Annotated in this window: 17 protein-coding genes; 16 read left to right on the top strand and 1 reads right to left on the bottom strand. The window is 54.1% G+C overall.

Annotated elements, in window-relative coordinates; translation table 11 throughout:
- Window positions 1–587: 587 nt before the first annotated feature.
- The gene (locus tag AAFH99_RS10785) at window positions 588–965 is read right to left on the bottom strand and encodes a hypothetical protein (protein WP_406827727.1); all 378 of its coding nucleotides are present in this window, start codon (window positions 963–965) and stop codon (window positions 588–590) included.
- Between the two features lie 147 nt (window positions 966–1,112).
- Here AAFH99_RS10785 and AAFH99_RS10780 point away from each other — a divergent pair, with 147 nt between their 5' ends.
- From AAFH99_RS10780 to AAFH99_RS10705, 16 genes are all read left to right on the top strand, one after another.
- Window positions 1,113–1,493, top strand: a complete 381-nt coding sequence (locus AAFH99_RS10780; protein WP_406827726.1) for a hypothetical protein — start codon at window positions 1,113–1,115, stop codon at window positions 1,491–1,493.
- Window positions 1,490–1,666 carry a hypothetical protein gene (locus AAFH99_RS10775; protein ID WP_406827725.1) on the top strand — a complete coding sequence of 59 codons (177 nt, stop codon included), beginning with the start codon at window positions 1,490–1,492 and terminating at the stop codon, window positions 1,664–1,666. Before AAFH99_RS10780 ends, AAFH99_RS10775 begins: the two co-directional genes overlap by 4 nt.
- A gap of 251 nt (window positions 1,667–1,917) precedes the next feature.
- The gene (locus AAFH99_RS10770; protein WP_406827724.1) at window positions 1,918–3,687 is read left to right on the top strand and encodes a replication endonuclease; all 1,770 of its coding nucleotides are present in this window, start codon (window positions 1,918–1,920) and stop codon (window positions 3,685–3,687) included.
- Between the two features lie 386 nt (window positions 3,688–4,073).
- Entirely contained in the window at window positions 4,074–4,544 is a 471-nt protein-coding gene (locus AAFH99_RS10765; RefSeq protein WP_406827723.1) for a hypothetical protein, read from the top strand.
- A 399-nt stretch (window positions 4,545–4,943) separates the two neighbouring features.
- Window positions 4,944–5,603 (top strand): hypothetical protein, encoded by a 660-nt coding sequence (locus AAFH99_RS10760; protein WP_406827722.1) that lies wholly within the window; start codon window positions 4,944–4,946, stop codon window positions 5,601–5,603.
- A gap of 102 nt (window positions 5,604–5,705) precedes the next feature.
- On the top strand, window positions 5,706–5,864 hold the full coding sequence (locus AAFH99_RS10755; RefSeq protein WP_406827721.1) for a hypothetical protein: 159 nt from the start codon (window positions 5,706–5,708) through the stop codon (window positions 5,862–5,864).
- Window positions 5,865–5,866: 2 nt separating this feature from the next.
- Window positions 5,867–6,724 carry a major capsid protein P2 gene (locus AAFH99_RS10750; protein WP_406827720.1) on the top strand — a complete coding sequence of 286 codons (858 nt, stop codon included), beginning with the start codon at window positions 5,867–5,869 and terminating at the stop codon, window positions 6,722–6,724.
- Between the two features lie 30 nt (window positions 6,725–6,754).
- The gene (locus AAFH99_RS10745) at window positions 6,755–7,060 is read left to right on the top strand and encodes a hypothetical protein (RefSeq protein ID WP_406827719.1); all 306 of its coding nucleotides are present in this window, start codon (window positions 6,755–6,757) and stop codon (window positions 7,058–7,060) included.
- 9 nt (window positions 7,061–7,069) lie between these two features.
- Complete coding sequence (locus AAFH99_RS10740; RefSeq protein ID WP_406827718.1) at window positions 7,070–7,315, top strand: hypothetical protein; 246 nt, start codon at window positions 7,070–7,072, stop codon at window positions 7,313–7,315.
- Window positions 7,312–7,692, top strand: coding sequence for a hypothetical protein (locus tag AAFH99_RS10735; RefSeq protein WP_406827717.1), 381 nt, complete (start codon window positions 7,312–7,314; stop codon window positions 7,690–7,692). The genes AAFH99_RS10740 and AAFH99_RS10735 overlap by 4 nt, the downstream gene beginning before the upstream one ends.
- Window positions 7,689–8,417, top strand: a complete 729-nt coding sequence (locus AAFH99_RS10730) for a hypothetical protein (RefSeq protein ID WP_406827716.1) — start codon at window positions 7,689–7,691, stop codon at window positions 8,415–8,417. Before AAFH99_RS10735 ends, AAFH99_RS10730 begins: the two co-directional genes overlap by 4 nt.
- Complete coding sequence (locus tag AAFH99_RS10725) at window positions 8,414–9,268, top strand: hypothetical protein (protein WP_406827715.1); 855 nt, start codon at window positions 8,414–8,416, stop codon at window positions 9,266–9,268. Before AAFH99_RS10730 ends, AAFH99_RS10725 begins: the two co-directional genes overlap by 4 nt.
- On the top strand, window positions 9,261–9,815 hold the full coding sequence (locus AAFH99_RS10720) for a hypothetical protein (protein ID WP_406827714.1): 555 nt from the start codon (window positions 9,261–9,263) through the stop codon (window positions 9,813–9,815). Before AAFH99_RS10725 ends, AAFH99_RS10720 begins: the two co-directional genes overlap by 8 nt.
- Complete coding sequence (locus AAFH99_RS10715; RefSeq protein ID WP_406827713.1) at window positions 9,808–10,086, top strand: hypothetical protein; 279 nt, start codon at window positions 9,808–9,810, stop codon at window positions 10,084–10,086. Before AAFH99_RS10720 ends, AAFH99_RS10715 begins: the two co-directional genes overlap by 8 nt.
- A gap of 114 nt (window positions 10,087–10,200) precedes the next feature.
- Window positions 10,201–10,536: a hypothetical protein gene (locus tag AAFH99_RS10710; protein ID WP_406827712.1), complete on the top strand. Its 336-nt coding sequence runs from the start codon at window positions 10,201–10,203 to the stop codon at window positions 10,534–10,536.
- A gap of 471 nt (window positions 10,537–11,007) precedes the next feature.
- Entirely contained in the window at window positions 11,008–12,276 is a 1,269-nt protein-coding gene (locus tag AAFH99_RS10705; RefSeq protein WP_043316318.1) for a site-specific integrase, read from the top strand.
- Window positions 12,277–12,487: the final 211 nt, after the last annotated feature.

Raw genomic sequence — 12,487 nt, 5'->3', positions numbered from 1 at the left:
GGTCTAAAAGGTTTTCCCATCGTTGCGAGCGTACCGTAGCGAGTTATGTGTTCCGCTAACGTGGCGCGGTCCAATGCGCCACTATTAGAGGGGCGACCGGTATTCTGGAAATTTTAGCCAAAATTAAATCAAGTCATCGTTTTGTTGATATTTTAGAACTAAGGGGTTGGAAGTGAAGGAGTACATTTACGTTTTTCGCCGATGAAATTGCATCGGCTCGAGAGTTTTTTGCCGGGCTGGATCGACCAACCATCGAGGCCCGAACTGGATCAGCTGAGCAGGCCAGCCAGGTCCAATCGGTGATCTTGGAAATATGGTCAGAGCTGGAAGCGATCAAGCCAGAATCGGCTGATTTTGACTTGTGCTTTTCGAGGTATCCAGACCCGCCGCGTGGCTAATTTGCCATGTGCCAATGTGACGTAGGTTTGCTGTTTTTCTAACTGGTAGGCTACAGGCCTTATACGGAGAGGGTTTCAGTTATGTCCAATACTGTTTATTGTATGTTTTGTGTACAAAAATGGCGGAAAAATCAATAATTTAGGCGGTCGTCTAATTCAACGTGCCCGGCTGAGACCGGGCATTTTTCGTTAAATCAGAGGGAAAACGGCGGGGGAGGGGAGGTTGGCCAAAATGGCCACCACTACCGCGCTAGCGGCGGCGTAAATCTTTGGGGTGTGAGATTCCGCAAGGCGTCGCAGCAGGTCAAATGCCGGTGATTTGGTCGAGCGCTCGGCCACCATGCTAAGAATGATAGTTTCGCCTGGAACCTCTAGAATTTCAGCGATTTTAAGTGATTGTTCGTCTGTAAATGACCCGCCTTTGTTCCGTAATTGACTGATCCGCTGTGTACTTATATCCAGTACTTTCGCGGTGCGGTAGTCACTCCCGAGCTTGTGTTTAAGCATGTCCAAAATGTCGACTGTGGTGAGCATTCTCTCGCCCCTGTCCTTAGAATATTTTTGCATTATAAGATTCCGTTCGTTTAGGCGTTAGTAAATTCGTGGCTTGACGGTAAATCCGTGACTTGATTACTTTGTCCCTGCCTGCTTGTAGGTAGCCCCCCTCGGGGGGCAGTCGAGCAGGCCGACTAATACAAGTAAGGAGCAAGCCACGTGGAAAATGTGCCGCGCAAAGAATTAACCAGCTTCATTGAATCGGAGCTGAACCGCATAAAAAACCATAAGTGCCTCGCCGAATTTATCGACGGCGTAACCATGGGCATTGAAGAAAAAATAAAAAATACAGAATTAACGGATATGGCTCGCACCTTTCCGTGTCCGTGCTGCAAGGGTGCGGGCTGGCTATATACCGCATCTGATCTTTTCGCATATGACGCCCAAACCGGGCAGCTTTCACCGATTGAGCGCAAGAGCGGCGGCGCCGTGCGAATGGGGGGGAGTATCCCGTGCCCGCGCTGCAAGGGTCTGCAATATGACCTTGTTGCTGCAACCGAAGCTGCAGCGCAGATCAAAACGCAGAAGGTGGCGGCATGAACGGTGAAAAGCTGGTGCGCGTTGAATTGCTGCTGACCCCACAAGAGGCCGCCGAAATGGCCCGCAATACGAAAAAAGTGATTACCGGTGAGCCGCTCGAATATCGTAAGGCGCGAGATATTTTACTCTCCGTAAATGTCGGCCTACAGCAGCAAGGCGTGATTGCGCAATAATTAAGGTTTTATTCAGGGTGGGCCGGGCAGAATAATTGCTCCTGATAAAGTGGAGGGCAACGGATGCTAACCGCCTACCTATTTTTTAGTGCCGTGATGTTGTCGTTATATTTATACGGTGCAATTAAATTCTGAATAGAGCCGCCTTAGTGCGGCTTTTTTTATATATGGCGGGGACGCAGTGAACCAGAATAAACGGAACGGCTTTTTTTTGGCTTTGATCTTCGTTTTAGTCGTGGCCCTGCCAGGAATTGAAGATCTGGCAAATGGAAAAGATTACGGCGTTAGAACAGTTCAACAACCGAATGCCTCTAGAGATTTGGCGCTGGCGGGATGCGCTTATAAATGAGCATTTACCGATTGTTTCTGATTTGGTTGCCACTTATGCGCGGGATTGTCGTTCGAGCGGATATAGCCGCGCAAATGCGCATCTGCGTGATATGGATGCTGAATTGCAGGTTCCTGTTTATACGCCGTTGGGAATCGGCCTGGGGCGTAGCGCGTCCGCCACAATGGGTGATGATGAGATTTGTGATCTGGCAAAGCAGGCGGCGGACTGGTGCCGGGATTCCGTCGATCAGTGCGACGGGGATCTAGTTTTGGCGTCATACCAGTGTGAGGAGCATTGCGGAGATCACGGCGTTAAATGGCCGCTAAAGCTTACTGCGAAGGACTCGCCCGAGAAAATCCGCGAAAAAATTATGTCGGCCATGGCCCGCGTGGGTTGTGAGCGTTGGTGGCGTCGGCAGTTGCGCCGGAAATACGGAAGGCAGGTTGAGCAGGTATTACGCGGGGTTGGCCGCGTACAAAAGCAGAAGCAGCCCTACATTTCCGATTGGGCATATCGTCGCTGGCAGCATGCGCAGAAGCGCAACCGAGAGCTGCTGGAAGGTATGGAGGCAGAAAACGAATTGGGCGAAGTGGTGAGCCTCGCTGACGCCGCTGCCAGTTCGACCGCTAACCCTCATGTGCGTCATTCAGAGTTGATGGTGAGAATGCGTGGTTATGAGGAGATCGCAAACGATATGGATCTGGCCCGTGGTTTTTTCACGCTGACGGCGCCGTCTAAATATCACGCTCGGCACCACTACGGGCCGCGAAACAGCAACTACAACGGGGCGTCTCCGGATCAGGTTCAGGGGTATTTGTCGAAAGTCTGGGCGCGTATCCGTGCCCGCTGGGCAAAGCACGGAATAAAGCCTTTCGGTTTTCGCGTGGTGGAGCCGCACCACGATGGAACGCCGCACTGGCACCTGTGGCTGTTTTTTTGTGACGCGGACGTAAAGCAGGCCGAGGCCGATTTTATGGAGTTGGCGTGTGCTGAGGATTGGGAAGAGATAGCCGAAAAGCCGAGCGTGCGCGCGGAGGTTAAGTGGTTGGAAAAGGGCGAGAGCGCCACCGGGTACATTGCAAAATATGTTTCAAAAAATATCACCGGGGATCATTTGGGGGATATGGGGGATATTGAGGGCGAGTGCCAGGGAAAAGAGGGGGCAAAGCGTGCTACCGCCTGGGCGTCGCTGTGGGGCATTCGTCAGTTTCAGCAGATAGGCGCAATCAGTGTGACCGTGTGGCGAGAGTTGCGCCGGCGTGGTGACTTTACTGCAGGTGGAATTGATGGCCTGGGGGATATTCCCCACTTTGAGGCGATCCGAGACGCGGCAGATGCAGGTGACTGGCGCACCTTTGTCGAGCTAATGGGCGGGCCTCAATGCAAGAGAAAAGAACAGGCAATTCGCCCACAGCAGTTGCCGCACTGTAAGACGAATGCATACGGCGAAGAGGTCGACCGTTTGCGCGGGGTAATTATGCGCGGCGCGGCTCGGTTTATTCGCACGCGGCTGCATGAATGGACTGTTCGCAGAAATGGGGTTCAGCAGGAGCCCGGGCAGGTTGTCCCGGGTGATGCTGCGGAACTGGTGCGCGGTGCGGATATGGGGGCGCCGGTAGTGGCGTCGCCGTCGCGGAGTGAGAAGGCGCTCGCCGAATGGCGGGCGCGCAAAGGATCGGGCGAAGCCTGATCCCTTGGGCTTGTGTCAATAACTGTAACCCTGGGGGAAAAAGTGGGTGAAGCAATTAAAGCCGTGAGGCGGTTTATTTTGGTGAGAACCGTTGCGGCCGGGGTGTGGGCCGGTGCTGCGCTGTTGGTTCCAATCGCGGTGGTGGGTACCGGCGGTGCGGGTGAGGTCAGCATTAGTTGGAATTTCGGGGGTGAGAATGGCTAGTTTTATTTCGGAGCAGGGCACGAGAGAAACATTGGTTCAGTTGGAAGAGGCTGAGGTTACCGCGTTGCAGGCCGGCCGCGAGCTGGTATTGCAGTTACCCGACAGCTCCAGAGTTTTAAGGGTGAAGGCCGCGCCGAAGGCGTGTCCGCACTGTGGGTGTAAATGCAATGCAGGGAGAAAACATGGCTGAAAATCAAAACCCAAAACTGGGGACGGTAACCTGTCCAGCCGGCGGTGTTGCCGATGTGTACCAGACGAGAAAGCGGGGGCGCCACTTTTACACTCGATGTGCCTGTTGCGGACTGTTGCAGGGAACGGGGCCGAAGCGACAGCAGGAAATTTGGGATACCGCGGAATTTCTGCAGGGGGTAACCGTGCACAAGCCGGCGAATGTGGATGACAGTGCCAAGGGTGAGCCAATCGAGAGAAGCCAGGGCCAGGACAGCCAGGGCCAGGACAGCCAGGGCAGCGACGAAACAGGCGGGAAGACGGCCATCGGCGCCGCAGTTTCCGGAGATTTTGACCCAAAGATTGACGCAGCAGCAGACGGGGAAGAGCAGGAAAAAGAGGCACCGGCCGGAGGGGTCAGAAAGGGGCTGGCAGCCGTTGGTGTCACTCTGTTGGCAGTGGGAGCAGGGCTATGGATGAGTTAGAGCTATTGGCGCGGCAGGCGGAGGCGGAGGAGAAGGCAACCGAGCAGAGCGAAGCTATCGCGGATCAGGACGCGGCTGCGGAAAAGGCGGGAGCTGGTCCAGAGCCAGACCCGGGCGCTGCCGAGAATCTGGCGGAGACCGTTTTGAGGCTGGGGGAGGGCGCAGCCCGTCTGCTGGTTGACAATCGATTGGCGCTAAGTGAAGAGGATCTCTGCGGAGGCCGTGAGGCACTGGGGCCGGCGATTGACAAGCACGGCTTGGCCAGTGGAACCGGCAGAATGCCATATCAGGAAGAGATAACCGCCGGCCTTTGGTTGGGTGGCTTGTTGCGTAGGGCGCGGCAAACTCTTCGCCAGTTGAAAGCGGAAGATAAAGCGAAGCGGGAGCGATTAGAGCGAAATGGCAAAGAACGAGAGAACCGAACTGCCGAACCGGCACACCCTGTATCTGGCGAAAAGCGGGCTGGGGAAGAGTCAGACGCTGAAGCGCCGGGGTGGCTTGCCGAAGGGTGGGGCGCGGGTGATTCTGTGGGACAACAACCGGGATCACGAGGCGCACCGGGAAGCCAAGTTGAGTGACTTCTTTCGCCTGCTGGCTAGTGCCGAACGCTCTGGAAAGGGGTACCGGGTGGCATATACCGGCGAGCCGTCCCCCGCGATCTTTGAACAGTGGGCCAGGGGGGTTTGGTCAATTTTAGACGGGCGCGTCCCACATTATCTGGTAATTGAGGAGTATTCGGACTGCTGCGCCGGGCCGAACCCAATAAACCCGATGCGGTACCCATATCACCGGCGCCTATGGACGCAATCGCGAAAATACGGCGGGATCATCCACGCCACAAGCCAGAGGCCGCAGTTGATAAGTAAAGACGCGCTCGGAAATGCGGGCGATATTTACGCATCCGCAATGGATAGCGCAGCGGCGCGGCGCGTAGCGGCGGAAATTGATATTGACTGGCGCGAGCTGCGGGCGTGTCAGCCGGGCGAGTTCTGGTACCGGAATGGAAGCCGTGACGCTGAGAAAATGCGTGTATTTAAGCCAAAATCACAAGCGAACTAAGCGAATGCTAAGCGAACTGCAATTGATTTTGCGGGCATATCCGGGCCAAAAATAGGGGGCTTTAGATTTACACACAACGCAGGGCAGAAACCGGGGGGAACCGTGAACGCTCTTTCAACCATCAAAAACCAGATTGATACCAAGACTGTGGTGTCTACCGCTGTAGGTGTGGGCCTGTTCGGGGTCGTCACTTACTTTGCCGTTAAATCCGGTGTGCGTCCGCTGAAAGACGCCGCCAAAATCGCAAAAGGGGGCAGCTAACTATGGCTCGCATTCGTGACGATATTCCTTTGGTCGAAAACGTGGCACCCGGTCAGCGTGCGCTGATCAAACCGGCTGTGGGCCGAACTTGGCTCGATGTGCACATTGAGCACACAAATATCGCGCTTTCTGAAATGAAAAACATTGAAGTCATTTTGGTATCGCCGACTCGCTCTGTGACTCTGTGGAAGTTCAAAGACGGAACTGAGCTCAACGAGTTGAACAAGCGCTACAATCGCAAGGTTGCTGCGGGAACCCTGTCTTTCTACTTCCGCCGTACCGAGCTGGACGACGAAATGCAGCGTATGTCTACTGCGCTTGGTACCGGTGGCCTCCAGTCCGTGCGGATTGAATTCGACATTGATGAAAATGTGACTTCTCCGGCAGTAAAGGCCTGGGGACGCAAAACTGCGAACCGGCACATCTCACAATCACTGCTTACCTACATTGGCACCCACAATATCGGTGGCAATGCCGAAGGTGAAAACCACTTTGACAGCATCGAAAAGCGCGACCGAATTGCCGCAATTCACGTGTTAAATGACGGTGTTGAAAAGCTGGAATTACGCGTAGATGACGCGGTGGCGTACAAGCTCGCCCGTGCGCGAGGTGATTTTGAGGAATCACTCAATGACCGCACTCCGTATGGTGCGGGTGTTGGTCGGTGTATTGATTTTCTGCTTGCCGGAACGCTTGACGAGTCGCTGGTGATGCAGGATCGAAAAACCGGGTACCAAGTACAGCAGATGCGACTGACCACTACCCTGGGCACCGGTGCAGGGTCGCAGATTCGTTATCTCGTGGAATACCTTTCCACCTGGGCGAGCGTCGCGGGTGGTAATACTCAGGCGGCGGCATAAAGCCGCCCCAATTTTTCTTTGGGGGGAATTATGGCCAACAAATTAGGGGGATTTCTGGATCTCACTGCGTCCGATCTGATCGGGCAATACACTGAGTTGCAGAAAATAAAGGCCGGCTTGGGTACCCAAAAAGTACAGCAATCCACCGCTGCGCAGGATCAGGCTTTGCATAGCTCGGACTATACGAGCGGTAGCGAAGCAATCTCTGGCGGTAATGCGCAGGTGCCAGGCGCAGCAGCGGCACCGGCTAGTTACTGGGATAGAGTGCCGAAGCCATTGCTTTATGGCTCGGTGGGTCTGCTCGGGTTGGGTCTGGTCTTGAAGGCAATCAAGTAAGGGGGCCGCATGTTTCCGGGCTTCGGATCTTTAACAAGCTTCACCGGTGGTGGTGCTCTAACGCCATCCAGTTCGGCGGGCAGTGGTAGTGATCAGCAGGCAAGCAATGATGTTGCCACCGGTAATATCACTGTGGGCGGGCTCAATCTCGCCCCAAAATCCAGCGGGATAGATTCAGAGGTGATTTTGCAGGCGGCTGCCATTGGTGGCCTTGTGCTCGGTGGTGTTTGGGCTTTCAAAAAAATTGCACGATGAAATTTGAGCAGCGGAAGTGGTGCGAAGAAGCAGAATCGATATTCGATGATTTTCTGATCGCGCCAGAGCGTCGCCAGGAAGTCATCAGCGAAGTTCAAGACGGGCGGTCTACTCTTTGGAAAATCTCCGGGGGGCAGTGGGAAACGTGGCTAATTACCCGGCTCGAAAAGTGGCCGAATGGGTGTCGTGAAATGGTGCTTGAAGCTGTGCGAGGCAGGCACATTGTCAAAATACTGCGCCATCTATTCCGGCACTACAAAGCGGCAGGGGTAAATTCTGTCAGGTTTGCTACGCCACACCCGGAGGCGGTCGCCACGCGGCTGGTTAAGCCGCTTGGGTTAAAGCGGGTAGAAACCGTTTTCAGGGTCGAATTATGAGTACAAGTAAAAGCAGATCGAGCAGCAGCAATAGTGCGACTACATATGATCAGCGGACAACGGAGTCAATAAACGCTGGAATCGGCGGCGATATTGAGGACGCAAATGTGGTCAGCGGCGTTCGCGGTGATGTCAATGTTAGCGTCACCGACGGGGGCGCTATTGAGGCTGCAGCGAGTGCTAGTCGTGCGGCTGCCGAAGCGGTAACCGATACCGCAAAAAACGCATTTGGTTTTGGTGAAGACGCGCTAGATTTTGCGAGCGACTCAATGGGGTTTGCGGGTGACGCGCTTGACGGTGCGATTGATGCGGTGCAGGAATCCACAGAGAGCGCCTTTGCTTTTGGTGAAAATGCTTTTGATGCAGTGCAGGGCGCGGCCGATAGTGCATTCAACGCGATAGATGATGCGCAATCAAACGCATATAGCTTCGCTGGTGATGCTTTGGACGCAAATACAGGGATTCTGCAAGATGCAATGGTATTTGGTGGGGATCTGCTGGACTCCGTTCTGACCTACAACGCAGAGCAGCAAAGCGAAGTGTTGGACGCATCGACAAAATTGACCGAGTTGTCTATGGCAAATCTCGCGGCGATTAAATCCGGCGAGACTATCGCGAAAGCTGCAGATAGAAATTTGCTCGAAATGAAAAACGGTCTAATCGTAGTTGCCGCAATAACAGCGGCTGCAGTTGTTGGCTCAAAATTTATCAGGGGTGAAAAGTGATTCTCACATTTGAGGCGGGGGAAATTAAATCTTTCCCAATCCCGGGGTACTTCTTTTACTACAACCGCGGTGACGGAGAAATCCGGGTAACCCTTTACGACGACGAGAACGGGTCGGAGCCGGCGGCAGTTCTACTGCCAGGGCAGGGGCTTGACGGATCTCGACGGTTTGAGCGGTGGGAAGTTGAAAATATAAGTGGTGCCGAACAAACCGTTACGCTCGAAATAAGAAACCGTAAATTCGTTGATAATCGAACGTCAAATAAGTTGACCGTGACAACAGAGCCGGGCGAACCAATGGCTGTGGGGTTTGATGCCGGAGAGCTGCCGTTGCCAGTCGAAGTTGTCGGGCAGCCTTCCGGGGAGGCCTGCTATGGGTTGTCGAGCGTAGATATAGCGACTGCCGACGCTGGTACGGCCTTGAGGTCTGGGGCCTCTGTGTATGTTCCGCCGGGAGTCCGGGGAATTATCAAAACGTGCAGGGTGGTGGAAGTCCGCGACGGTTTTACGCTCGGGGAAGCCGGTGTTTACATACCGTTGATTTACACAACGCCGGTGAGTATGGCGGTTATGTCTAACGGGCAACGGGCACGAAAGAAGGTGTCGACAGGTGCGACCCTGCCTGACTCATTAGTGTCAAATCATCGAAGTACATCACTAACGGGGCTTTCTGTAGCAGTTCCGGGTGTAGCTACCGAAATTGCCGCCGGTGTGTGGCGGTTTGAATATGACGTGATAGGGGAGGACCCCGTAATTGCTGAGGATGGGCAGCGGTTTGGCGTAATCAGTCATCATGATCAAGAGGGCAGCTTGCGAGTTTATTGGGAGTGGGAAGAGGTGCCGATTGTTTAAGGTTGCTTTGTCTCTTGCTGTTGCAGGTGGGGGGCTGGCGGTCATCGCCAGCCGAGCCCGTGCCGGTGAGTCAGAGCAAAAAGACAGAGTCTCTGTTCTGGAGGCTGTGGGGTTGGGGGACGTTATGCAGGCTTTAAGAAGCGATCAGGAAGAGCGGCGCGGGATTAGAAACAATAACCCGCTGAATATAGAGAGAAACCATATCCAGTGGTATGGGATGGCGGAAGATCAAAGTGCCGATTCTCGGTTTGTCGTGTTTGAGGATGCGAGATACGGGTACCGGGCAGCCGCCAGAATCTTAAACAGTTACCGCGCGCGAGGAATAATCACTTTGATGGATATTCTGCAGACGTGGGCGCCGGCGCATGAAAATAATGTGTCTGCGTACGTGTCGCATATTTCCCAGAGAACCGGAATAGCAGCAGCGGAAGTGGTCGAGCCAGAAAGGTATCCGGAATTGTTCGACGCTATGACGTGGCACGAAAACGGTAAAAACCCGTATCCGCTAGAGTATATCCGCGAGGGGGTGAGCTGGGCGTATGCGTAAGGGTGTCAGCATAAAAGTCGATGGGTTAATGGTGCTGACTGGCGCGGCCGTTGTTGGTGCAGGTCTTATTTACTGGCAGGGGAAAAAAGCGCTTTCAGCCGTAAACCCGTCGGATCCAAACAACGTAATAAATAGAGCGGTCACCGATGCAGTCGGGGAGGATCGTATTAGCAACGTGGCGAACCATATTTTCGGGGCTGTCGATTTGGTGAACCCGTGGGCGCCGGATTACAGGAAAGATTACGCAAAGCAGATTTACGGTATCGAGTAAAAAGGGGGGAGTGGTGAAACAATTCCTTGTTGCAACTTTGGCGAGTGTGGCTGCTTCGCTGATCGTTGCTGAAATAAACCGGCACCGAATGCAGCAGCAGGCGCAGGTGTCGCAATGATGTCGGCATTGATAAAGCTACTCCCGACGTTTGCAGGCTGGGTTGGGAGTGCCGTTGGCGTCGCAAAGGATAAGGCCATGGCGAAGATGGAACGCCAGGCAGCAGTCGCTACAAGTTTTGTCGGCTTCTTTCTGGTGGCGTTCTGGTTTTATCCATATGTGGCCGCATACATTCCGGCCCTGCGAGAGTCAGCGGCGGCCGGGTTTGCGGTATTCAAGAGCGCGCCGGAGTGGAATTACCAGACGCTGATACTGATCACCTTTGCCATTCTCGGCCTTGGTACTGTGCCAAAAGAAATTAGAAGGCGTGCCAGGGGGGATTCTGGTGGATGATCTGCTCGCCATTCTAAGCGCCGGGGGGTGACCTGTCGACGATGGTGCTTGTGCTGATTGTCTGGAAATTCGACCGGCGGCTGTTGGTGCTGGAAGAGTGGAGAAAGAATATCGGCCAAAGACTGCCGGCTGGATAACTCGGAATCGTACTGGTACTGTGTCCAATATCGCCCCGTATTCTGCGGGGTTTTCCAAAATTTCGCCATATAATAAAATAATATAAGAAAGGCGAGATTTTCCTCAAAGTGGGTAAGATTAAGGCATTTTTTTTGTTTTATAGCCAATTTTGCACATCTTTGGAGCGCTGGCCAAATCACCCTGTTGACTTTATATAACTTGCCGTTCTACGGCATAGGGGGAGAGTGACCCCCTTATGTCCAATACTGTTTAGTGTTCGACAATATATATGGAAGCGGTTAGAATCGGCTTTTGGCTCCATAAACCAACAAAAACCTCGCTCAGGCTCCAGATATGGCGATCCCGAAACCCGTCGCGCTGTACCCAACTTATGACGCCATCAAAGGCTTCAAGCCCGTCAGCCCAGACAAAACGTTCTTTGGTGATTTCCCGGATCTTAAAGACTACCTGGCATCCGGTGAATCCTGGTGGATGGAACACTGGCTCTGGGGCCAGGAGTTTCTCAGCTATATCGGCCGCAACAAGTCTGAACACACCTACACACGGTTTCGTAATGAAACTGAGCGTTTCCTGTTATGGGTGTTTCAGATCAAGCAAAGACCCATGGACCGACTGCGCAAAGCTGACATCCTCGAGTACGCCGATTTCTGCTGGCAGCCGCCGGTAGATTGGATTTGCCTCGCGAATCACGAAAAGTTTCAGCTGACGAATGGCCGCTACGTACAGAATCCTGCTTGGGCGCCGTTTCGGCTCAAGCTACCCAAAAACCGTCCGGCTGCCGATGAAGAACCAGACAAAAAGAAATACCGTCCATCGCAGCAGACTCTGACCGGGATTTTTACCGGCATCATCGCATTCTACAAATACCTGATGAACGAAGAATACCTGTATGGAAACCCCGCGCAGATCGCCAAGGGTGATTGCCGGCATTTCATCAGAGATGCCCAGGTCAAGGAAATCCGGCGCTTAACCGAGGCGCAGTGGCAGTATGTCTTCAATGTGGCACACACGATGGCCGATGAAGATCCCATCCATGAGCGCAGCCTGTTTATTATTTGTGCGCTCAAGACGCTGTTTCTGCGGATTTCCGAGCTCTCCGAGCGTCGCGCCTGGTCGCCGCTGATGAGCCATTTCTGGCAGGATTCCGATGGTAACTGGTGGCTGAAAATTTACGGAAAAGGGCGCAAGTTAAGGGATATCACGGTCCCGCCAAGCTTTATTCCGTACCTGAAGCGCTACCGGCATTACCGAGGGTTAAGCCCCCTACCCGTCACCGGTGAAAACCACCCTATCGTCGAAAAAATCCGCGGTCAGGGCGGCATGACAGCACGGCAGCTGGCACGGATCGTCCAGCAGGTATTCGATCGCGCCTACGACGATATGCGCCAAGCCGAGGGTGAAGACAGCGCGCGCAAACTGCGTGAGGCCTCGACCCACTGGCTCCGGCACACCGGCGCGAGCATGGAAGTTGAGCGCGGCCGCGCACTCAAGGATCTATCTGAAGATTTAGGCCATTCCAGCATGGCTACAACCGATACGGTCTATGTACAGACGGAAAACCGGGTGCGAGCGGAAAGTGGCAAGGGGCGGAAAGTTGAATAGCTGCGGGACGCCTAGTTGTCCCCGTATATTCTATCCGTACCGGACCGTACCGGAATCTGTAGCCCTAGCGATTCATCGCTCGCAGGGTTTCGCGCTGGAACTCGCTGCAGTGGTCACCCCGGTATTCTGGAAGCTCCCGCCCTGGCTGGCAGTCATTGGCGGAGCTGTGGGAGGCTGGATTTCGGCCTAGACGGTGGCAATTGGCGCCATT

This window comes from Microbulbifer sp. ARAS458-1 (genome assembly GCF_045348205.1).
Classification (GTDB): domain Bacteria; phylum Pseudomonadota; class Gammaproteobacteria; order Pseudomonadales; family Cellvibrionaceae; genus Microbulbifer.
Note: the sequence above shows the minus strand (reverse complement) of the source record. Positions and strands in the feature narration are given on the sequence as shown.

Bases quoted from the DNA above. Each gene is read 5' to 3' on its own strand.
- AAFH99_RS10785 (WP_406827727.1), bottom strand. From the start codon at position 965: ATGCAAAAATATTCTAAGGACAGGGGCGAGAGAATGCTCACCACAGTC.
- AAFH99_RS10775 (WP_406827725.1), top strand. From the start codon at position 1,490: ATGAACGGTGAAAAGCTGGTGCGCGTTGAATTGCTGCTGACCCCACAA.
- AAFH99_RS10765 (WP_406827723.1), top strand. From the start codon at position 4,074: ATGGCTGAAAATCAAAACCCAAAACTGGGGACGGTAACCTGTCCAGCC.
- AAFH99_RS10760 (WP_406827722.1), top strand. From the start codon at position 4,944: ATGGCAAAGAACGAGAGAACCGAACTGCCGAACCGGCACACCCTGTAT.
- AAFH99_RS10750 (WP_406827720.1), top strand. From the start codon at position 5,867: ATGGCTCGCATTCGTGACGATATTCCTTTGGTCGAAAACGTGGCACCC.
- AAFH99_RS10745 (WP_406827719.1), top strand. From the start codon at position 6,755: ATGGCCAACAAATTAGGGGGATTTCTGGATCTCACTGCGTCCGATCTG.
- AAFH99_RS10740 (WP_406827718.1), top strand. From the start codon at position 7,070: ATGTTTCCGGGCTTCGGATCTTTAACAAGCTTCACCGGTGGTGGTGCT.
- AAFH99_RS10735 (WP_406827717.1), top strand. From the start codon at position 7,312: ATGAAATTTGAGCAGCGGAAGTGGTGCGAAGAAGCAGAATCGATATTC.
- AAFH99_RS10730 (WP_406827716.1), top strand. From the start codon at position 7,689: ATGAGTACAAGTAAAAGCAGATCGAGCAGCAGCAATAGTGCGACTACA.
- AAFH99_RS10715 (WP_406827713.1), top strand. From the start codon at position 9,808: ATGCGTAAGGGTGTCAGCATAAAAGTCGATGGGTTAATGGTGCTGACT.
- AAFH99_RS10710 (WP_406827712.1), top strand. From the start codon at position 10,201: ATGATGTCGGCATTGATAAAGCTACTCCCGACGTTTGCAGGCTGGGTT.
- AAFH99_RS10705 (WP_043316318.1), top strand. From the start codon at position 11,008: ATGGCGATCCCGAAACCCGTCGCGCTGTACCCAACTTATGACGCCATC.